17 protein-coding genes are annotated in these 19,888 nt (G+C 68.3%); 5 read left to right on the forward strand and 12 right to left on the reverse strand.

Features of this window, described 5'->3' with window-relative positions:
• Nucleotides 1–53 precede the first annotated feature (53 nt).
• The 12 genes from CMO28_RS21650 to CMO28_RS21705 all read right to left on the reverse strand — a co-directional run bounded on the left by CMO28_RS21650 (nt 54) and on the right by CMO28_RS21705 (nt 9,322).
• Nucleotides 54–353: an HPr family phosphocarrier protein gene (locus CMO28_RS21650; RefSeq protein ID WP_062761769.1), complete on the reverse strand. Its 300-nt coding sequence runs from the start codon at nt 351–353 to the stop codon at nt 54–56.
• 20 nt (nt 354–373) lie between these two features.
• Nucleotides 374–781 (reverse strand): PTS sugar transporter subunit IIA, encoded by a 408-nt coding sequence (locus CMO28_RS21655; protein ID WP_014743691.1) that lies wholly within the window; start codon nt 779–781, stop codon nt 374–376.
• Between the two features lie 115 nt (nt 782–896).
• Nucleotides 897–1,841: an RNase adapter RapZ gene (gene rapZ / locus CMO28_RS21660; protein ID WP_062761768.1), complete on the reverse strand. Its 945-nt coding sequence runs from the start codon at nt 1,839–1,841 to the stop codon at nt 897–899.
• Nucleotides 1,838–2,299, reverse strand: a complete 462-nt coding sequence (locus tag CMO28_RS21665; RefSeq protein ID WP_296716905.1) for an HPr kinase/phosphorylase — start codon at nt 2,297–2,299, stop codon at nt 1,838–1,840. The genes rapZ and CMO28_RS21665 overlap by 4 nt, the downstream gene beginning before the upstream one ends.
• 44 nt (nt 2,300–2,343) lie before the next feature.
• The gene (ptsN, locus tag CMO28_RS21670) at nt 2,344–2,808 is read right to left on the reverse strand and encodes a PTS IIA-like nitrogen regulatory protein PtsN (protein WP_014743694.1); all 465 of its coding nucleotides are present in this window, start codon (nt 2,806–2,808) and stop codon (nt 2,344–2,346) included.
• Between the two features lie 167 nt (nt 2,809–2,975).
• Entirely contained in the window at nt 2,976–3,575 is a 600-nt protein-coding gene (gene hpf, locus CMO28_RS21675; RefSeq protein WP_014743695.1) for a ribosome hibernation-promoting factor, HPF/YfiA family, read from the reverse strand.
• A 168-nt stretch (nt 3,576–3,743) separates the two neighbouring features.
• The gene (gene rpoN / locus CMO28_RS21680) at nt 3,744–5,318 is read right to left on the reverse strand and encodes an RNA polymerase factor sigma-54 (protein ID WP_296716914.1); all 1,575 of its coding nucleotides are present in this window, start codon (nt 5,316–5,318) and stop codon (nt 3,744–3,746) included.
• Between the two features lie 10 nt (nt 5,319–5,328).
• Nucleotides 5,329–6,108, reverse strand: coding sequence for an LPS export ABC transporter ATP-binding protein (lptB, locus tag CMO28_RS21685; RefSeq protein ID WP_051045425.1), 780 nt, complete (start codon nt 6,106–6,108; stop codon nt 5,329–5,331).
• Between the two features lie 88 nt (nt 6,109–6,196).
• Entirely contained in the window at nt 6,197–6,823 is a 627-nt protein-coding gene (locus CMO28_RS21690) for an LptA/OstA family protein (RefSeq protein WP_296716918.1), read from the reverse strand.
• 14 nt (nt 6,824–6,837) lie between these two features.
• Complete coding sequence (gene lptC / locus CMO28_RS21695; protein WP_296716921.1) at nt 6,838–7,458, reverse strand: LPS export ABC transporter periplasmic protein LptC; 621 nt, start codon at nt 7,456–7,458, stop codon at nt 6,838–6,840.
• A 113-nt stretch (nt 7,459–7,571) separates the two neighbouring features.
• On the reverse strand, nt 7,572–8,564 hold the full coding sequence (locus CMO28_RS21700) for a KpsF/GutQ family sugar-phosphate isomerase (protein ID WP_296716923.1): 993 nt from the start codon (nt 8,562–8,564) through the stop codon (nt 7,572–7,574).
• Between the two features lie 146 nt (nt 8,565–8,710).
• Nucleotides 8,711–9,322 (reverse strand): ribonuclease D, encoded by a 612-nt coding sequence (locus tag CMO28_RS21705; RefSeq protein ID WP_296716926.1) that lies wholly within the window; start codon nt 9,320–9,322, stop codon nt 8,711–8,713.
• Nucleotides 9,323–9,578: 256 nt separating this feature from the next.
• On the opposite strand from CMO28_RS21705, the gene CMO28_RS21710 reads away from it, so the two are divergent.
• The 5 genes from CMO28_RS21710 (at nt 9,579) to rarD (ending at nt 19,886) form a co-directional block, all read left to right on the forward strand.
• On the forward strand, nt 9,579–10,541 hold the full coding sequence (locus CMO28_RS21710; protein ID WP_296716928.1) for a complex I NDUFA9 subunit family protein: 963 nt from the start codon (nt 9,579–9,581) through the stop codon (nt 10,539–10,541).
• 685 nt (nt 10,542–11,226) lie between these two features.
• Entirely contained in the window at nt 11,227–12,672 is a 1,446-nt protein-coding gene (locus CMO28_RS21715; protein WP_296716931.1) for an NAD(P)-dependent oxidoreductase, read from the forward strand.
• 23 nt (nt 12,673–12,695) lie between these two features.
• A complete protein-coding gene (gene gltB, locus CMO28_RS21720; protein ID WP_062761760.1) occupies nt 12,696–17,246 on the forward strand; it encodes a glutamate synthase large subunit in 4,551 nt (1,516 codons plus the stop codon).
• Between the two features lie 266 nt (nt 17,247–17,512).
• Nucleotides 17,513–18,793 (forward strand): Glu/Leu/Phe/Val family dehydrogenase, encoded by a 1,281-nt coding sequence (locus CMO28_RS21725; RefSeq protein WP_296716934.1) that lies wholly within the window; start codon nt 17,513–17,515, stop codon nt 18,791–18,793.
• A gap of 160 nt (nt 18,794–18,953) precedes the next feature.
• Nucleotides 18,954–19,886: an EamA family transporter RarD gene (rarD, locus tag CMO28_RS21730; protein WP_296716936.1), complete on the forward strand. Its 933-nt coding sequence runs from the start codon at nt 18,954–18,956 to the stop codon at nt 19,884–19,886.
• Nucleotides 19,887–19,888 lie beyond the last annotated feature (2 nt).

A 19,888-nucleotide genomic window follows, 5' to 3' on the forward strand; every position in this document is an offset into this window, starting at 1 on the left:
GAAAAAACCCGCCGGAACGGCGGGTCGGCAGGGCCGGATGCGCGGAAGACCGCCTATTCATCCTCGTCGAAGCGGTTGCCGATCAGCGTGACCAGGGCATCCATGGCCTGTGGGGCGTCCGCACCGGCGGCTTCGATATCGATGGTGCAGCCCGGGCTTGCAGCCAGCATCATCAGCCCCATGATCGACCGGCCCGACACGGTCTGGCCGCAGCGGGTGACCTCGATTTCAGCCGAGAAACTGTCGGCCGTCTTGACGAATTTCGCAGCCGCGCGTGCGTGCAGGCCGCGGCGGTTGATGATCTCGACGGTGCGCTTCAGGCGATCGCCCGAGGGGGCGGCGGACTGGCTCATCGGGCGGGGGCTCCCTCGGGTCAGCGGCCGTCGCCGGCGAGCAGGGTGCTCGCGACGTTGATGTATTTGCGCCCGGCGTCCTGGGCGCTGGCCACGGCCTTGGCGAGCGGCTCGGTCTCGCGCACGCTGGCGAGCTTGATCAGCATCGGCAGGTTCACGCCGGCGATCACCTCGACATGGGCCCGATCCAGGATCGAGATCGCGAGATTGGACGGGGTGCCACCGAACATGTCGGTCAGGACGATCACACCATCGCCGCCGTCGACGGCGGCCACCGCGTCGATGATGTCCTGGCGGCGCTTTTCCATGTCGTCGTCGGGGCCGATGCAGATCGCCTTCATGGCCTTCTGAGGGCCGACGACATGTTCGGTTGCTGCCACGAATTCGTCGGCGAGCCGGCCGTGCGTCACCAGTACCAGACCGATCATCGGTTCCGTCGTCACCTTGTTGTGGAGGCACCGGCACCGCCCGCCATCGTGGCCGCGCGCCGGGGCCCCTCAGTTCAGGGGCAGCCACCTGCCGGCGAAGGCGCGCAATGCCGCCTCAGACCGGTTTCGCAGCCGGGGATCCCGTTCGCGCCAGATCCGCGTCGGGCATGTCGCGATGGCGTACTGTAACCCGCCACCCGTCCTGCCTCAATTCCTCTGCGAGACGTTCGGTGACGAAGACCGAGCGGTGTTTGCCGCCGGTGCAGCCCACCGCCACCGTCAGATAGGATTTGCCCTCGCGGGCATAGGCCGGCAGCAGCAGGCGGATGAGGTCCAGCATCCGGTCGAAGAAGGGGGCGAACAGCGGATCGGCCGCGACATGGGCGCCCACCGACGGATCCAGACCGGTAAGCGGCCGGAGCAGCGGATCGTAATGCGGATTGGCCAGGAAGCGCACGTCGAAGACCAGATCGGCATCGCGCGGCAGGCCGTTGCGGAAACCGAAGGAGGTGACCGAGAGCTGCAGCCCCGGAGAGCCGCCGAAGGCGAACAGCTCCGACGCCTTGCGCCTGAGGTCGGTCAGACTGAACTCGCTGGTGTCGAGCACCACATCGGCGCGGTCGCGCAAGGGGGCGATCAGCGCCCGCTCGTCGCGGATGCCGTCTTCGACCGGGCGATCGGTTGCACTGGCGAGCGGATGCCGGCGCCTGGTCTCGGTGTAACGGCGGTAGAGCACCTCGTCGTCGCAGTCCAGAAAGACGACCGTGGCGGCAAGCCCGGGCAGGGCGGCGACCTGGCTCAGCGCCTGATCGACCGCGGCGGCATCGAAACCGCGGGTGCGCACGTCCACGCCGACCGCCAGCGCCTCGCCCGGCGCCATGGCTTCGACCGCAGGTGCCATCAGCCGGACGGGCATGTTGTCGATCGTCTCGTAGCCCAGATCCTCCAGCGCCTTCAGCAGCGAGGTCCGGCCGGCGCCGGACAGGCCGGTGATCACCAGCAGGCGGGCGGGGCCGTTCGCATCGGGTCGGGCTGCAGCGGGCCGGGCGATCGGGGTCATGTATGCCTCTGAAGCGGATCGAGCACGGCAGCCAGGGCTGCGCGCAACTTGGCCGGTGCCGAGGCCTCCACCGCCACCAGGTCGATCACCGGAACGGCGGCGCCGGCAAGCATGACGGCATCGGGCATGGGCAGGCGCTCAATCCTGTGCCCCGGCGGATGGAGCCGGACCGCCAGACGCACCGGGACGGGCGCCGACATCTCGCTGCGCAGGATGCCGACCCCGCGTACCTCGATCAAGCCGCAAAGCGCCGCGGGGGCAGAGGCGACAGGCCATGGTGCATCCGGCGTTCCTGCTGCCTGCAGCACCACGCGGTCGTCGGCGACCAGCCGGGCGCCGGCATCGATCAGCCGCAGGGCCAGATCGGATTTGCCCACGCCGCTCGGCCCGGTCAGCAGAACGCCGGCCGGGCCGATGCAGATGCAGGTGGCGTGAATGGTCTGCGGGTCCGTCGCCATGGCAAGGCTGCGCCCCTCGGTCCGGTCGCGCGCGCGGCCCGTGTTCAGGCGGCCTTGCTCGATGCGTCGTCGGTGAGCAGTGCGTAGAGCGCTTCGGCCGTGTCGGAGCCGCGAAGCTTGTCGCAGACCCGTTCATCCCGCAGCAGCCGCGACACCCGCGCCAGTGCCTTCAGATGGTCCGCCCCGGCCGATTCCGGAGCCAGCAGCAGGAAGATCAGATCGACCGGCTGGTCGTCCACGGCGTCGAAATCGATCGGGCGCTCCAGCCGGGCGAACAGGCCCTGGACCCGGTCCAACCCGCCCAGCCGGCCATGGGGAATGGCGACGCCGTTACCGACGCCGGTCGTCCCCAGGCGCTCGCGCTCGAGCAGCGTCTCGAAGATGGTGCGTTCGTCGATGCCTGTCAGATCGGCCGCCCGTTGCGACAGATCCTGAAGAACCTGCTTCTTGCTGCTGGACTTCAGGGATGCAAAGACCCCCTCCGGACGCAGCAGATCCGCGATCTCCATGACGATCGAAACCTCTTGTGGGAAAGCCGGGGCGCCCGTGCGGCCCCGGCTTACACGTCGGATGGCCCCTCCGGGACCGGGAGCGGCGATCCGGTGGCCGTCGGGGCCGGATGCCGCGACCGGCCCGGTACCGACGTTCCGGCGTCTCCGCCGTTCGACGTCGACCCTCAGGCCGGCTGGCGCGGATCGACCCAGCCGATATTCCCGTCCTCGCGACGGTAGACCAGATTGAGCCCGCCATGTGCCTTGTTGCGGAACAGCAGCGCGGCCTGATCCGCCAGGTCCATGCGCATCACCGCCTCTCCCACGGTCAGGGACAGGATGGCGGTGTCGGTTTCCGCAATCACCACCGGGTGGCCGTCGGCCACGTCCTCACGCTCGACCGTCTCGTCCTCCTCGGCGGCGAGAACGTAGGCGCGGGCCGGGATGGATGCAAATGAATTCTGTGCAGCATCGGCCCGCGCGTCAGTGCGGTGATGATCCCGCAGGCGCCGCTTGTAGCGCCGAAGCTGCTTTTCTGCACGGGAGAGTGCCTGATCGAAGGCGACGTAGATCTCGTCGGAGGCGCCGCTGGCCTTCATCATGACGCCGCGGCGGGCGTGGACCGAAATATCGCAGCGGAACAGATGAGCATCCCGGCCGAAGGCGACATGGGCGTCGATGGCATCGTCGAAATACTTGCTGACGCCGCGGTCCAGTTCCTCGGAGACGTGGTCGCGCAGGGCGTCGCCGACGTCGATCTGCTTGCCCGTAACGGTAAGCTGCATGTTCCCTCGCCTGTCGCTTGTCCGCATCCGGCGTCTGCGCCGGTGCGGGGCGCGACAGAGTGCCGCGCGCCCCGCACCGGCGCATTGCCGGGGGCGGATCGTTGACGGGGCCGTCGGGCCGGCCGGCCTCCCTTCCGGCAGGTCCGCAGTGGGGGCCGATCCCTGGTGTCAGCGCCTGGCCATCTTGGCCCGGCGGCGCTGGACCGAGGATCCGATCCCCATCCCCTCCCGATACTTTGCGACAGTTCGGCGCGCGATGTCGATGCCATCCGCAGCCAGCAGCTCGACCAGCTTGTCGTCGGACAGAATCGCATCGGCGCTCTCGCCGTCGATCAGTTCCTTGATCCGGTGCCTCACCGCCTCGGCCGAGACCGATCCGGAGCCGTCGGCGGTGGCGATCGCGGCGGTGAAGAAGAACTTGAGTTCGAACAGGCCGCGGGGCGTGGCCATGTACTTGTTGGCGGTGACCCGGCTGACGGTGCTTTCATGCATGCCGATCGCATCGGCGATGTCGCGCAGGGTCAGCGGCCGCAGATGGCGGATGCCATGGGCGAAGAAGCCGTCCTGCTGACGGACCAGTTCGCTGCCCACCTTCAGGATCGTGCGGGCGCGCTGGTCCAGCGCCTTCACCAGCCAGCTTGCGGTCTGCATCCGCTCGGAAATGTATTCGCGCTCCGCCTTGGACTTCGCCTGGGCCGTGATGGTGGTTGCATAGGCATGATCCACCAGAACCCGGGGCAGGGTCTCGGGGTTGAGCTCGATCTGCCAGCCACCATCGGGGCGGGGGCGGAGCAGGATGTCGGGCACCACGGTCTGCAGCGGGTCCGCGCTGTAGCGCAGGCCCGGGCGCGGGTCCAGGGCGCGCAACTCGCGGATCATGTCGTCGAGGTCTTCATCGTCGACCCCGGTCACCCGCTTCAGCCGCGTCCGGTCGCCCTGGGCCAGCAGGTCGAGATTGGCGAGCAAGGCCTGCATGGCCGGATCCAGGCGATCACGCTCAGCCAGCTGCAGGCCAAGACATTCGGCCAGATCCCGGGCGAAGACGCCGGTCGGGTCCAGCCCCTTCAGCCTGGTGAGCACCGCCTCCACACGCGTGGTGTCGATCCCGATCAGCTGGGCCGCCTCGGCCGGGGTCATGGTCAGATAGCCGTTTTCGTCCAGCAGGCCGGCGAGCACGGTCGCGGTCGCCCGTTCGATCCCTTCCGGGATCTCGACCGCGATCTGTTCCTCGAGATGGCGGGCAAGGGTGGTGGCCTCGCTGGTGCGGGCCTCGAAGCCCTCGTCGTCGCCATCGAAATTCATGTCGCCGCCGCGGCCGACCGGCCCGCCGGCATCGAAGCCGAGTCCCGGATCCAGGTCCATCTCGCGCTGGGCCGGGGTTTCCTGGGACGGCGCCGGGCCGTCGCTCTCGAACATGCCGGCGATATCGGCGTCGAGAGGGGCGTGTTCGGAATCCGGCATGACGCCGCTGCCGACCAGTTCGGTCAACTCGGTGCGGGCTCCCGGCTCGAAAGCGGGGTCCTGGCCCCGCGGATCGTCGCCGGCATCACCGGTCGCAAGCGCCGTCAACGGTTCGTCCCGCTCTTCGGCGCGGACCAGCAGCGGGTTCTGCAGCAGCTCTTCGTCCACGAAGGCGCCGAGTTCGATATTGTTCAGCTGCAGCAGCTTGATGGCCTGCTGCAGCTGGGGCGTCATGACCAGCGCCTGGGAGAGCTTGATGTCCAGTCTCTGGCTGAGCGCCATCCGCGGGCTCCTAGAGGCTGAACCGGTCGCCGAGATAGACGCGGCGCACGTCGTCGTTGGCGACGATGTCTTCGGGGGCGCCCTCCATCAGCACGGTGCCGTCGTGCAGGATGTAGGCGCGATCGATGATGTCGAGCGTTTCGCGGACATTGTGGTCGGTGATCAGCACGCCGATGCCGCGATGCTTCAGATGCGAGACCAGATCGCGGATATCGGCCACCGCGATCGGATCGATGCCCGCCAGCGGCTCGTCGAGCAGCACGAAAGCCGGGCTGGTCGCCAGCGCACGCGCAATCTCCACCCGCCGCCGCTCACCGCCCGAGAGTGCAATGGCGGGCGTCCGGCGCAGATGGCTGATCGAGAATTCGGCCAGCAGTTCGTCCAGCATGGTTTCGCGCTTGTCGCGTACCGGCTCGGCCACTTCCAGGGTCGCGCGGATGTTGTCTTCCACCGTCAGCCCCCGGAAAATCGAGGCTTCTTGCGGCAGATAGCCGATGCCCAGGCGGGCACGCCGGTACATCGGCAGGGTGGTCACGTCGTCGCCGTCGAGCAGGATCCGGCCGTAATCGGCCGAGATGAGCCCGGTGATGATGTAGAAGCAGGTGGTCTTGCCGGCACCGTTGGGGCCAAGCAGCCCCACCGCTTCCCCGCGGGCGACGTTGAGCGACACGTCGCGCAGCACGGGGCGCTTGCGGTAGTGCTTGCCCAGCGACTGGGCGACCAGCCCCGCCGGCACATCGCCGCCCGCATCCGCGCGCTCGGGCGCGTCGGCGGCAAGCCTGCCGGGTATGTCCTGATGGCCAGAGGTCAAGGGCTCGGTGTTCCTCGTCGATGATGCGGCCCTGTCGGCGGGCCGCCGCGTCACGTCTTGTCGGTCATCACTTCTTTTCAGGCACGAACAGGCCGCGCACCGGACCCTTGCGACCGCTTTCCAGCGTGCTGCGGCCCTTGTTCAGGTCGAGCACCAGCCGTTCGCCTTCAAGCTGGCTGCGGCCCTGGGTGAGCTTTACCGCGCCGGTCAGCGTGATCATGCCCTTGTTGACATCATAGACGCCGACATCGCCGCGGGCGCTCTCATTCGGGGTGATGATCTGCACATGGCCGTCGGCCTCGATCTTCGAGATCTCGCCGGCGGCATCGGCAAGACCGCCGCCCTGCTGCCCCTCACTCTGGCCCGCCTGCGGCGGGGCCTGCTTCGCCCCCTTCGCGCCGGGCTGGGCGACATGGACCTTCAGCGTGTCGGCATAAAGGGTCATGGTGCCCTGAACCGCCTTCACCTCGCCGCGAAACGTCGCCACCCGCTCGACATCCGCCCATTCGAGCGAGTCCTGGGCGGTGATTTCGATCGGCTGCGAGGTGTCGATGCTGGAGGTGCGGATGGCGCTCTGCGCCGCAGCCGGCACGGGGGCGAGCACCGGGATCACGGCGGCCGCCGATCCAAGGGCCGTCACCAGCAGGGCGAGGGCCGCACCGTGACGGCGGCCCGTGGAAAGGCTGAAGGGCATGCGCGCTCCTGACGTCATCTCTCAACACCCGGATAGCCCGTCACGCGGACAGGGCCATCGAAGGTGATGGTGTCATTTTCCCGCCGGGCGGTGAAGCCGGCGGCGTCGATGCTTCCCACCGGGCCATGCGCCACCACCGGGCTGTCGCTCCGGATGGTTCCGCTGCCCAGTTCGGCGTCCACCCGTTCGGTCGACATGGCGTAGCCTGTCTCGGCGATGACCTCGACATCGCCCTCGAGCTTCAGCCGTTCGGCGTCACGATCGAAGGCGCCCGTCTTGGCCCGGATGGCGAGCCAGGTTCCGTCCGAGGCGGTCATGTCGGCGCGGATGGTCTTGAGCGTGATCTGCGAACTGTCGACCGAGGGCTGGGTCGCCTCGTCGGCTTCCACCCGGAATGGCCGGCCGTCCGCATCCACACCCGTAAATCTGGGTTCCAGCATCCGGAGCGCATCCACATCGTCCCGGACGATCTCGGAATATCCTATACGGGCATCGCCGCCGATGCCCGACAATTGCGACCACACGAGCACCAGCACGATCAGCCCGGCGCCGACCGCGGGCAGCAGGATCCGCGCCAGCCGCACGAACCGGCTGTAGCGGCTGCGCCGGCGCGGGGCCCGGGGGCCCGTCGGCAAGGGGGGCATTCTGGGCGTCTCGGCCATGGTCGGCTCGTCTTGCTCCGGGCGGGACAGGCTGGGGAGAGGGGGGCGAGATAAGGGCTGGGCGCCGTTCAGTCCGTACAAGACCTTCAGGCCACACCGGCCCTCAGGCAGTCGTGGACGTGGAGGATACCCACGGGCCGGCCGTCGTCATCCACCGCAAACAGGGCGGTGATCTTGTAGGCATTCATGATCGCCAGCGCCTCGGCGGCCAGGGCGCGGGCGCGGATGGTCTTGGGCGCGGCCGTCATCACCTCCGACACCTTGCGGGCGGCGAGATCGGGGCCCATGTGCCGGCGCAGGTCGCCATCGGTCACGATGCCGGCAAGCCGGCCGGCATCGTCCGTCACGCCGACGCAGCCGAAGCTTCTGGCGCTGATTTCGATCAGCGCCTCGGCCATCGGGCGGTCCGGGGTGATCAGCGGCAGGTCCTGGGGGCCGTGCATGATGTCGGCCACCTTCACCAGTCGCGCACCCAGCTTGCCGCCCGGGTGAAAGACGCGGAAATCCTCGGCGGTGAAGCCGCGCCGGTCGAGCAGTGCCATCGCGATCGCATCCCCCAGCGCCAGCGTCATGGTGGTTGCCGTGGTGGGGGCAAGCTGCAGCGGGCAGGCCTCCGGTGCCGGCGGCAGGATCAGCGCCACATCGGCGGCCTCGGCCAGCGGGCTGGCGCTGCGGGCGGTGATGCCCACCAGCGGGATGCCGAAGCGCCGGCTGTGGGCCAGAATATCCGACAGCTCCGGCGTCGCCCCGGAATTGGACAGGGCCAGAATGGCATCCTGGCGGGTGATCATGCCGAGATCGCCATGGCTCGCCTCGGCCGGGTGCACGAACTGGGCGGGTGTGCCGGTGGAGGCGAGCGTGGCGGCGATTTTGGCGCCGACATGGCCGCTCTTGCCCATGCCGGTGACGATCACCCGGCCCTTCGTGGCGTAGAGCAGGTTCACCGCGCGCGCGAAATCGGGCCCCAGCCCGGCGCGCAGGGCTTCGAGCCCGGCGATCTCGAGCGCGAGCGCCTGTTCGGCCGCGGCAAGGGCGCGGCCGTCATCGGCGGCGGTGCGGGGGGCGGTCTCGGCGGTCATCGGCACGGTGTCCCGTGGTCGTGTGCGGGGGGCATGTGCGGCAGAGGGCGGCACATGCGGATCAATATGGTTGGCCCGCCTGCCGCGTGAAAGGGCAGTTGCGGCCGCATGTTCCGCCGGGCGGAATGGGCGGCGGGCCTGGCCGGTCAATGGGCGAAGATGTCGGGTTCTTCCCAGCCCAGCAGATCCAGCCTGGCGCGGGCCGGCAGGAAATCGAAGCAGGCGCGGGCCAGATCGGTGCGGCCCTCGCGCGCGAGCATTTCATCGAGCACGCGCTTCACCGCATGCAGATGCAGCACATCGCCGGCGGCATAGCTCTGCTGTTCGGGGGTCAGCTGATCCGCACCCCAGTCGGACGATTGCTGCTGCTTGGAGATCTCGACGCCGATCGTCTCGCGCAGCAGGTCGCGCAGGCCGTGCCGGTCGGTATAGGTCCGGATCAGCTTGGATGCGATCTTGGTGCAGTAGACCGGCCGGCAGTCGATGCCGAGCCGTTCATGCAGCACCGCCAGATCGAACCGGGCGAAGTGAAAGATCTTAAGGACGTCCGGATCTTCCAGCAGGGCGGCCAGCCGCGGCGCCGTGGTCTGGCCGCGGGCGATGCGCACCAGATGAGCGTCGCCGTCGCCGGCTGAAATCTGCACCAGGCACAGCCGGTCCCGATGCGGCTTCAACCCCATGGTTTCGGTGTCGATGGCGATCGATGCCGGCCGGCCGAAATCCTCGGGCAGGTCGCCTTCGTACAGGTGAATGGTCATCCGGCCGCGCCTCCGCTGTCGTCACGGCAGACCCACTGCCTGCCGAGGCAAGGTTTTAGCGCAAGCCGATCCCCCCCGCCAAGTGGGGATGGCCGCTGCCGGACGTCATCCGATCGTCATCAAGCCGCGGCCGGATCATGACTTTCCGTCGCATCGGGCGGCTCCGGCGTTGCGTCGCGGCACCCGCCGGATTATGTGTAGCCCCAGGTTTGCGCGACCGGCGGTGCCGGACCAGGAGAGGGAGACTTTGATCGCCATGAAGGATCGGCTCGTCACGGTATTCGGCGGCTCGGGCTTCCTCGGCCGCTATGTCGTCGCGCGGCTTGCCCGCACCGGCGTGCGGATCAGGGTGGCGGTGCGTGATGCGGACCGGGCCCTGTTCCTGAAGCCTGCGGGTGATGTCGGCCAGATCGCGATCATGTCGTGCGACGTGACCGACGCAGCCCAGGTGCGGGCGGCGCTCACCGACGCTTCGGCGGCGATCAATCTGACCGGGATCCTGGCCGAAGGCTGGGGCGCCACCTTCGACGGCGTCCATGTCCAGGGCGCCGGCAACATCGCGAAGGCTGCGGCTGACGCCGGACTTAGGGCCCTGGTCCATGTCTCGGCGATCGGCGCCGATCCGGAAAGCAGCTCGGCCTATGGGCGGACCAAGGCCGCCGGCGAGGCGGCGGTGCGCGAGGCCTTCCCGACGGCGGTGATCCTGCGTCCCAGTATCCTGTTCGGCCCCGAGGACGACTTCTTCAACCGTTTCGCTGGGATGACCCGCATCTCCCCGGCCCTGCCGCTGATCGGTGGCGGCCAGACCCGCTTCCAGCCCGTCTGGGTGGTGGATGTCGCCGAGGCCGTGGTGCGCTCGCTTGAAGAGCCGGAATTTGCCGGTCGGACCTTCGAACTGGGCGGCCCCAGGGTCTACAGCTTCGCCCAGATCCTGGAATACATCCTGACCACCGTGCGCAAGCATCGCGGTCTGGTGCCGATGCCCTGGGCGCTTGCCGGGGTGGTGGCCCGTTTCGGCGATCTGCTGCCCGGCGGCATGGCGCCGCTGACCACGGACCAGCTGCGGATGCTGAAGCGCGACAATGTCGTGGCCGAGGGCGCCGAAGGGTTTGCCGCCTTCGGCATCCGCCCGACCCCGGTCGAGGCGGTGGTGCCGGATTATCTGGCCCGCTATCGCGCCTGGATCCATCGGCCGCGCGACGGCCGCGCCGGGAACTGAGCTGCTTTTCAGCGCCGAGGCCTGATATGCGGCCGGCCCCGACGGGGCCGGCCGCATGCTTTTCCGGGGGATGGCATGGCCGCGCGGCGCCGGGCGGTCGATCTGCGCTTGGCTTACCATCAATTCTTCTGAAACAGAGGCTTGTGATGACATAGGTCAGGAAATGCGACCATTATCCCGACAAGCATTGCGGATCTACCTGCGAATCGCTCGCAACCCGGGGGCACCGGAAGAAAAGTAGTCCAGTTTCGGACCTTTCATCACGTTTTTACTCGCCAGGCGGTCTGGAAAGGCGTATATGACCTTCGAAGGCCTCCGTGCGCGCAAGGGGCGGGGTCCGGCCGTGTCGATCTGTCGGTGGAATGACCGGGATCGGGCGGGATGGATCCCTGACCAGCCTCCCCGGCGTTCGCGTCGTCTTCCGCCCGCCCGAGGCGGACCCTGACGCGACCGCAGACGACATGCCCGCAGCCAGGAACAGCCCCGGACCCGCCCGACCTGGCGGGTTGCCGATGCAGAACCCTGCCGGCACGGACGCCACCCTGACAAAGACGTTGCCCGCGACCCGTCTGTGGATCCCGGGCGGCACCGAACCGATCCGCGGCGCGGCCCCGGCCGAAGCGCGCGGACACCCAACCCCCTGCCGGGCAGGACATGCCCGGCCCACGGTCGAAGGACGAGGACCATGGCGCGCAAGCTGATGCAGTTCACCCGTATCGAGCAGAAGATGCCCGAGAAGCGAACCGCTCAAACCCGCGCCAAAGATTTCGGCGAGATCTATGCGGGGTTTGCGCCGGAACAGGCGGCCACCCAGGCCTCGCGCTGCTCCCAGTGCGGCATTCCGTTCTGCCAGGTGCATTGCCCGCTGCAGAACAACATCCCCGACTGGCTGAAGCTGACCGCCGAAGGCCGGCTGGAAGAGGCCTATACCATCTCGTCGGCGACCAACACCTTCCCCGAGATCTGCGGCCGCATCTGCCCGCAGGATCGTCTGTGCGAGGGCAACTGCGTCATCGAGAAGGGCTTCAACTCGGTGACCATCGGGTCGGTGGAGAAGTACATCACCGAGACCGCCTTCGAGAACGGCTGGGTCAAGGCGCCGAAGCCGGAGCGCGAGCTGGGCCTGTCGATCGGCATCGTGGGCGCCGGGCCGGCCGGCCTTGCGGCGGCCGAAATGCTGCGCCGCCGGGGCTATGAAATTCATGTCTATGATCGCTACGACCGCGTCGGCGGGCTGCTGATCTATGGCATCCCCAATTTCAAGCTCGACAAGCAGGTCGTGCTGCGCCGCTGGAGGCTGCTTGAAGAGGGTGGGATCAAGTTCCACCTTGGCGTCGATATCGGTCGCGACGTGACGATCGAGGAGCTGCGCCAGCGTCACGAGGCGGTGCTGATCGCGACCGGCGTTTATCAGTCGCGTGAGATCAAGGTGCCGGGCGTGGGGCTTCAGGGTGTCGAGAAGGCGCTCGACTTCCTGACCGCGTCGGACCGGCTCAATCTGGGCGATGCGCTGTCCGACGAGATGCAGGCGCGGTTCTCGGCCAAGGGCAAGAACGTGGTCGTGGTCGGCGGCGGCGACACCGCCATGGACTGCGTGCGCACCTCGATCCGTCAGGGCGCCCAGTCGGTGACCTGCCTCTATCGCCGCAACCGGCAGAACATGCCCGGCTCGCAGCGCGAGGTGGCGAATGCGACGGAAGAGGGCGTCACCTTCGAGTGGCTGTCCAATCCCGAAGCCTTCCTCGGCAACGAGAAGGTCGAGGCGGTGCGGGCCGTGCGCATGCGCCTGGGCGCACCCGATCCGTCGGGTCGTCAGTCGCCGGTGGTGGTCGAGGGCAGCCAGTTCACCCTGAAGGCCGACCTGGTGATCAAGGCGCTGGGCTTCGACCCCGAAGATCTGCCGGTGCTGTTCCAGTGCCCCGATCTGGTGACCACCCGCTGGGGCACGCTCAAGACCGATATCCGCACCTTCATGACCAGCGTCGACGGCGTTTTCGCCGCCGGTGACATCGTTCGCGGTGCCTCGCTGGTCGTCTGGGCGATCCGCGACGGCCGCGACGCCGCCGAGCAGATCGACCGCTATGTCCGCAATCGCATCACCGCTGCCGAGCAGTCGGCGGCTGCCAGCTGAACGCCTGGACGGGAGACAGAGCCATGTCCGAGATCATCCGCGAGACGGCCGAGACCTTCGTTGCCGCCTGGGCTGCCAACAAGGCCAAGCTGGAAGCCGCCCATGCCTATAACCCGGCCGACGAGCACGACGCCTGCGGCGTCGGCCTCGTCGCCTCGATCGACGGCACGCCCCAGCGGCGGGTCGTCGAGGCCGGCATCACCGCGCTTTCCAACCTGATGCACCGCGGTGCGGTCGACGCCGACGGCAAGACCGGCGACGGCGCCGGCATCCATCTGCAGATCCCCAAGGACTTCTTCCGCGAGCATATCGAGCGCACCGGCCACCGCATGGCCGAGGGCAGCGAGCTGGCCGTGGGGCAGGTCTTCCTGCCGCGCAACGATTTCGGCGCCCAGGAGCTGTGCCGCACGATCGTCGAGAGCGAGATCCTTGAACTCGGCTACACGATCTATGGCTGGCGCCAGGTGCCGGTGAACACCCGGGCGATCGGCGAGAAGGCCGCGGCGACGCGGCCCGAGATCGAGCAGATCATGATCGCCAACGACAAGGGCAACGGCACCGTCGCCTTCGAGCGCGATCTCTATCTCATCCGTCGCCGGATCGAGAAGAAGGTCCGCGAGGCGAGCGTCGCCGACTTCTACATGTGCTCGCTGTCCAGCCGCTCGATCATCTACAAGGGCATGTTCCTGGGCGAGCAGCTGACGGTGTTCTATCCCGACCTGCTCGACGAGCGGTTCGTGTCGAACTTCGTCGTCTACCATCAGCGCTATTCGACCAACACCTTCCCGACCTGGTCGCTGGCCCAGCCCTTCCGGATGCTCGCCCATAACGGTGAGATCAACACCGTGCGCGGCAACAGCAACTGGATGAAGAGCCACGAGACCCTGATGGTCTCGGAGGTCTTCGGGCCGGCGGGCGAGGACATCAAGCCGCTGATCCCGCAGGGCAGCTCCGACTCGGGCGCACTCGATGCGGTGTTTGAGGCGCTGTGCCATGCCGGCCGTTCGGCGCCGCTGGTGAAGCTGATGCTGGTGCCGCCGGCGTGGTCGAAGGTGCCGGACGTGCCGGAGGCGCACCGTTCGCTTTACGCCTATCTGAACACGGTCATGGAGCCCTGGGACGGCCCGGCGGCGCTGGCGGTCTATGACGGTCGCTGGATCGCGGCGGGCATGGACCGCAACGGTCTGCGCCCGATGCGCTATGCCATCACCGCCGACGGCCTGCTGGTCGTGGGGTCGGAAGCCGGTATGGTGCCGCTGACCGATCAGGACGTGATCGAGAAGGGGCGGGTCGGCCCGGGCGAGATCCTGGGTGTCGACCTCCAGGAGGGTAAGCTCTACCACGACCGCGCGCTCAAGGACCTGCTCGCGGCGGAGCATGACTATGCCTCCTGGGCGGGCAAGACCACCCGGCTCGGCGCGCTGATCGATCAGGTGCCCGCACCCCAGCCGCGCTTCAACGCCGACGAGCTTCGCCGGCGTCAGCTGGCCGTCGGCCTGACCATCGAGGACCTGGAGCTCATCCTTCATCCCATGGTGGAAGAGGGCAAGGAAGCCGTGGGCTCGATGGGCGACGACGCGCCGATCGCGGTGCTCTCCAGCCATTATCGCGGCCTGCACAACTTCTTCCGGCAGGAATTCAGCCAGGTGACCAACCCGCCGATCGACCCGCTCCGCGAGGAGATGGTCATGACGCTGGATACCCGCCTCGGCAACCTGGGCAACGTCTTCGCCCAGGACGAGAGCCAGATGAAGATCCTGCTGCTCGACAGCCCGGTCGTGACCAACCGCGCCTATGCCGCCATGCGCCGCTACATGAAGGATCGTGCGGTCGAGATCGACTGCACCATGCCGGCCGGTGCGGGCGAGGGCGTGCTGAAGAAGGCGCTGGAGCGGATCCGTCGCGAGGCGGAGGATGCCGTGCGCGGCGGTGCCGAGCACATCATCCTGACCGACGAGCGGCTGGACGAGACCAATGTCGCCGTGCCGATGATCCTGGCGGCGGGCGGTGTGCACACCCATCTGGTGAAGCAGAAGCTGCGCACCTTCTGCTCGGTCAACGTCCGCTCGGCCGAATGCCTCGATGTGCAGTACATGGCGGTGCTGGTCGGTGTCGGCGCCACCACGATCAACGCCTATCTGGCCGAGGAGACGATCTATGATCGTCATCGCCGCGGCCTGTTCGGCGATCTGACGGTCGACGAGGCGGTGTCGAACTTCAAGCACGCCGCCGATCTGGGCCTGCTCAAGGTGCTCTCGAAGATGGGCATCTCGGTGATCAGCAGCTATCGCGGCGCCTACAACTTCGAGGCGGTGGGCCTGTCGCGGTCGCTGGTGGCCGAGTTCTTCCCCGGCATGTCGTCGCGTGTCTCGGGCATCGGCCTCGCCGGTATCGAGCGCAAGACCATCCGCCAGCACGAGCGCGGCTTCCAGGGTGGCGCCTCGATCCTGCCGATCGGCGGCTTCTACCGCTACCGGGCGAAGGGTGAGGCGCATGGCCATGACGGCCGGCTGATCCACATGCTTCAGACGGCCGTCGCCAGCGACAGCTACACCCTCTACAAGAAGTATGCCGAGGGTGTGCGGGCGCTGCCGCCGATCCATCTGCGCGACCTGCTGGACTTCAAGACCAACCGCAAGCCGGTGCCGGTCGACGAGGTCGAGAGCATCACCTCGATCCGCAAGCGGTTCGAGACCCCGGCCATGTCGCTGGGCGCGCTGAGTGCGGAAGCGCACGAGACGCTGACCATCGCGATGAACCGGATCGGTGCGCATTCGAACTCGGGCGAGGGCGGCGAGAGCCGCGATCGCTTCCAGCCGCGTCCGAACGGGGACAACGCCAACTCCGGCACCAAGCAGGTCGCCTCGGGCCGCTTCGGCGTGACAACCGAGTACCTGAACAACTGCCGCGAGATCCAGATCAAGGTGGCGCAGGGTGCCAAGCCCGGTGAAGGCGGGCAGCTGCCCGGCTTCAAGGTGACGGTCGAGATCGCGAAGCTCCGGCATTCGACGCCGGGCGTGATGCTGATCTCGCCCCCGCCGCACCACGACATCTATTCGATCGAAGATCTGGCGCAGCTGATCTACGACCTGAAGCAGGTCAACCCCGATGCCGAGGTCTCGGTGAAGCTGGTCGCCCGCTCGGGCATCGGCACCATCGCGGCCGGCGTCGCCAAGGCCAATGCCGACGTGATCGTGATCTCGGGCCATAACGGCGGCACCGGCGCCAGCCCGCAGACCTCGATCAAATATGCCGGCGTGCCCTGGGAGATGGGCCTGTCCGAAGCCAACCAGGTGCTGACGCTCAACCGTCTGCGCCACCGGGTGCGGCTGCGTACCGACGGCGGCCTGAAGACCGGCCGCGACGTCGTCATCGCCGCCATGCTCGGTGCCGAGGAATTCGGCATCGGCACCACCTCGCTGGTGGCGATGGGCTGCATCATGGTCCGTCAGTGCCACAGCAACACCTGCCCGGTGGGCGTGTGCACCCAGGATCCGGCGCTGCGTGCCAAGTTCGACGGCACGCCCGAGAAGGTGGTGAACCTGTTCACCTTCATCTCGGAAGAGGTGCGCGAGATCCTGGCCCAGCTCGGTGCCCGGTCGCTGAACGAGATCATCGGCCGGTCGGACCTGCTGTCGCAGGTCAGCCGCGGCAGCGCGCATCTGGACGATCTGGACCTGAACCCGATCCTGGCCCAGGCCGATCCGGGCGATCTGCCCCGCTACTTCTCGCTGTCGGGCCGCAATCCGGTCCCCGACACCCTCGACGCGCAGATGATCGTTGACGCGGCGCCGGCCCTCAACGAGGGCGAGAAGATGCAGCTGACCTACAATGTGCGCAACACGCACCGGTCGGTGGGCACGCGTCTGTCGTCCAAGATCGTCCGCCGCTTCGGCATGGACGGGCTGCAGCCGGGGCACATCACCGTGCGTCTGCGCGGCTCGGCCGGCCAGTCGCTCGGCGCCTTCGCGGTGCAGGGCCTGAAGCTGGAGGTGATCGGCGACTCGAACGACTATGTCGGCAAGGGCCTGTCGGGCGGCAGCATCGTGGTGCGTCCGCCCTTCGTGACCACGCGCAAGAGCAACGAGAACGTCATCATCGGCAACACCGTGCTCTATGGTGCGACCTCGGGCGAGCTGTTCGCGGCCGGCCAGGCGGGTGAGCGCTTCTGCGTCCGCAACTCCGGCGCCCAGGCGGTGGTCGAAGGCTGCGGGGCCAATGGCTGCGAGTACATGACCGGCGGCACCGTCGTGATCCTGGGCAAGGTCGGCCACAACTTCGGTGCCGGCATGACCGGCGGTATGGCCTTCATCCTGGACAGCGACGGCTCGTTCGAGCGCCGCGTGAACCCGGAAACGCTGGTCTGGCAGCGCATCGCCACCCCGCATTGGGAAGCGGTGCTGCGCGGCCTGATCGAGCGCCACGTGGACGAGACCAAGTCCGCCTTCGCCCAGAACCTGCTCGACGATTGGGATCGCACGCTCGATCGCATCTGGCAGGTGGTGCCGAAGGAGATGGTCTCGCGCCTCGAACACCCCCTGAACCCGGAAGAGGTCGCGGCGGTCACCGCCTGAGGCGGACCTTCGCGGGGGCGGCCCCGGGGCCTTCGGCCCCGAACTGAGGACGGGCCGGACGACGAAGACGGGAAGCGGCGGGCATCCGAAAGGGTGCCCGCCGTTTTTGTTCAGGCCCAGGCCTCGTCGCTATCCGACCACGGAATTCCGGAACGACATTTCCTTTCAGTCCGATCGCGGGGCGGTTAAACCGCGCAAGGATCGGTCCTGCGACAGGCGGGGCCGGTTCTCTCTCGTAACCCCCCGCAAAAGACTGGTGACATGACATGTTGGATGATGAACGCGGTCCGCTGCTTCGGCAGGCCCTCTCTCGTCTCGACGCGGCGGCCGCGTATCTCGACCTCGATCCGGACGTGGCGGAGAAGCTGGGTGCCCCCCGCGAGACCCTGAAGGCACGGCTGCTGATCCGGATGGACGACGGCAGCCGGCGGGCCTTCACCGCCTGGCGCTGCCGCTATGACGACACCCGCGGCCCCACCAAGGGCGGCATCCGCTATCACCCCGCCTCGACCATGGACGAGGTGGAGGCGCTGGCCTTCTGGATGACCTTCAAATGCGCGGTGATGAACCTGCCCTATGGCGGCGGCAAGGGCGCAATCCGGGTGGATCCGCACGGCCTGTCGCGGGCGGAGCTGGAGCGGCTGTCGCGTGCCTATGTCCAGGCCTTTGCCGGCGTGATCGGGCCGGAGCGCGACATTCCGGCGCCCGATGTCTATACCGATGCCATGGTCATGGGCTGGATGGCCGATGAATACGGCTCGCTGACCGGTGCACCGGCGCCGGCGGTGGTCACCGGCAAGCCGGTGGCGCTGGGCGGATCGCTCGGCCGCGGTGACGCCACGGCCCGCGGCGGCTGGTATCTGCTGCGCCATCTGGCTGCCCGGCTGGGTGTCGAGGACCAGCCCGGCCGCGTCCGGCGGGCGATCGTTCAGGGCTATGGCAATGCCGGCCGGCATATGGCCCGACTGCTGGCCTCCGACGGCTGGGCGATCGTCGGCGTTTCCGACAGCCGGGGTGCTGTGGCGGCACCCGGTGGTATCGATCTCGACGCGCTGGATGCCGCCAAGGCCCGGGGCGGGGTCGGTCTTCTGGAGGGGCCGGGCGTGCGCCGGGTCGATCCGGACGAGATCCTGGCCCTGGATGCCGAGCTGCTGGTGCCGGCGGCCCTGGAAGAGATGATCCATGCCGGCAATGTCCATCTGATCACGGCACCGGTGGTGCTGGAGCTGGCCAACGGCCCGGTGACGCCCGAGGCCGACGAGGTGCTGGCCGCCCGCGGCATCACCGTGCTGCCCGACATCCTGGCCAATGCCGGCGGTGTCACGGTCTCGTATTTCGAATGGGTCCAGAACCGGCAGGGCTGGTACTGGGGCGAGGCCGAGGTGCATGAGCGGCTGAAAGCGGCGATGGAGCGGGAAGGCGACGCGATCGGCGATCGCGTTGCGGCTCTCGGCATCGACTGGCGGACCGCGGCCTATGTTCATGGTCTGGCGCGGCTGGCGGACGCCATCGCCGCCCACGGCACCCAGACCGACTTCCGCGGCTGACGGCCGGCCGACTTCCGGGGGCTGATGCCGGGCCGAGGCCGAGCCCCGCTCGTGCAGGGGGTGCAGAGCTTTCGGCCCGCGCCCCCTGGCGGGAAGACGGGCGGGGGGATAGGATCGCCCAGGCGTTCCCGTCTCCCCCGCTTCCGGATCCGCATCGCTGATGTCTTCCACCCCGCAGAGCCCCTCGCCGGCGCTGCCTGCCGGCGCGCCCCCGGGGCTTGGCCGGCCGGCCGCCGCGGCGTTCGGCGCCTATGTCATCTGGGGCCTGTTCCCACTCTATTTCTCGGCCCTGGCCGCGGTACCGTCGCTGGAGGTTCTGGCCGACCGGATCCTGGGCTCGCTGGTCGTGCTGATCTTCATTGCCGCGGGCCATCGTCACCGGGCCGAGATCCGCGCCGTGATCGCCCGGCCCCGGGTGCTGGGCCTGCTCTGCCTCAGCGCCGTCGCCATCGCGGCCAATTGGGGGGTCTATATCTACGCGGTCCAGACCGGCCGCGCGGTCGACGCCAGCCTCGGCTATTACGTCAATCCGCTGGTCTCGGTGGTGCTGGGCGTGGTGTTCCTGCGCGAACGGCCGCGGGCGATGCAGATCCTGGCCTTCTTCCTGGCGATCGGCGGGGTTGCCTGGATTGCGGGGGAAGGCGGCGGCCTGCCCTGGATCGCGATCGCGCTGGCCATGAGCTTCGGTACCTATGGTCTGTTGCGCAAGCTGGCGGCCGTCGGTGCCGTCGCAGGGCTTGCGATCGAAACCGCGGTGCTGGCGCCGGTGGCGCTCGGCTGGACGATCTTCGCGGCAGCCGGTGGTGCTCTGGCCATCCCCTCGGCAGGGCCGCTGCAGGTGCTGCTGCTGCTGGCCGCCGGGGCCGTGACGGTGGTGCCGCTGCTGATGTTCGGCTTTGCGGCGCCGCGCCTGCCCCTCGGCCTGCTGGGCTTTCTGCAATACGTCAATCCGACCTGTCAGCTCGCCGTGGCCGTGTTTCTGCTGGGCGAAACCGTCTCCGAGGCGCAGGGTGTGGCCTTCGTTCTCATCTGGATCGCGCTCGCGCTCTATACCGGTGATGCGGTAGTGGCCCGACGCCGTTCTCTGCGCTAAAG

The organism is Tistrella sp., from assembly GCF_002684955.1.
GTDB lineage: Bacteria > Pseudomonadota > Alphaproteobacteria > Tistrellales > Tistrellaceae > Tistrella > Tistrella mobilis.

Bases quoted from the DNA above. Each gene is read 5' to 3' on its own strand.
- ptsN (WP_014743694.1), bottom strand. From the start codon at position 2,808: ATGGAGATCGCGGATCTGCTGCGTCCGGAGGGGGTCTTTGCATCCCTG.
- CMO28_RS21725 (WP_296716934.1), top strand. From the start codon at position 17,513: ATGTTGGATGATGAACGCGGTCCGCTGCTTCGGCAGGCCCTCTCTCGT.
- CMO28_RS21700 (WP_296716923.1), bottom strand. From the start codon at position 8,564: ATGACCGCCGAGACCGCCCCCCGCACCGCCGCCGATGACGGCCGCGCC.
- CMO28_RS21650 (WP_062761769.1), bottom strand. From the start codon at position 353: ATGAGCCAGTCCGCCGCCCCCTCGGGCGATCGCCTGAAGCGCACCGTC.
- CMO28_RS21690 (WP_296716918.1), bottom strand. From the start codon at position 6,823: ATGCCCTTCAGCCTTTCCACGGGCCGCCGTCACGGTGCGGCCCTCGCC.
- rpoN (WP_296716914.1), bottom strand. From the start codon at position 5,318: ATGGCGCTCAGCCAGAGACTGGACATCAAGCTCTCCCAGGCGCTGGTC.
- CMO28_RS21665 (WP_296716905.1), bottom strand. From the start codon at position 2,299: ATGGCGACGGACCCGCAGACCATTCACGCCACCTGCATCTGCATCGGC.
- CMO28_RS21655 (WP_014743691.1), bottom strand. From the start codon at position 781: ATGATCGGTCTGGTACTGGTGACGCACGGCCGGCTCGCCGACGAATTC.
- rarD (WP_296716936.1), top strand. From the start codon at position 18,954: ATGTCTTCCACCCCGCAGAGCCCCTCGCCGGCGCTGCCTGCCGGCGCG.
- gltB (WP_062761760.1), top strand. From the start codon at position 12,696: ATGTCCGAGATCATCCGCGAGACGGCCGAGACCTTCGTTGCCGCCTGG.
- hpf (WP_014743695.1), bottom strand. From the start codon at position 3,575: ATGCAGCTTACCGTTACGGGCAAGCAGATCGACGTCGGCGACGCCCTG.
- CMO28_RS21715 (WP_296716931.1), top strand. From the start codon at position 11,227: ATGGCGCGCAAGCTGATGCAGTTCACCCGTATCGAGCAGAAGATGCCC.
- CMO28_RS21705 (WP_296716926.1), bottom strand. From the start codon at position 9,322: ATGACCATTCACCTGTACGAAGGCGACCTGCCCGAGGATTTCGGCCGG.
- CMO28_RS21710 (WP_296716928.1), top strand. From the start codon at position 9,579: ATGAAGGATCGGCTCGTCACGGTATTCGGCGGCTCGGGCTTCCTCGGC.
- rapZ (WP_062761768.1), bottom strand. From the start codon at position 1,841: ATGACCCCGATCGCCCGGCCCGCTGCAGCCCGACCCGATGCGAACGGC.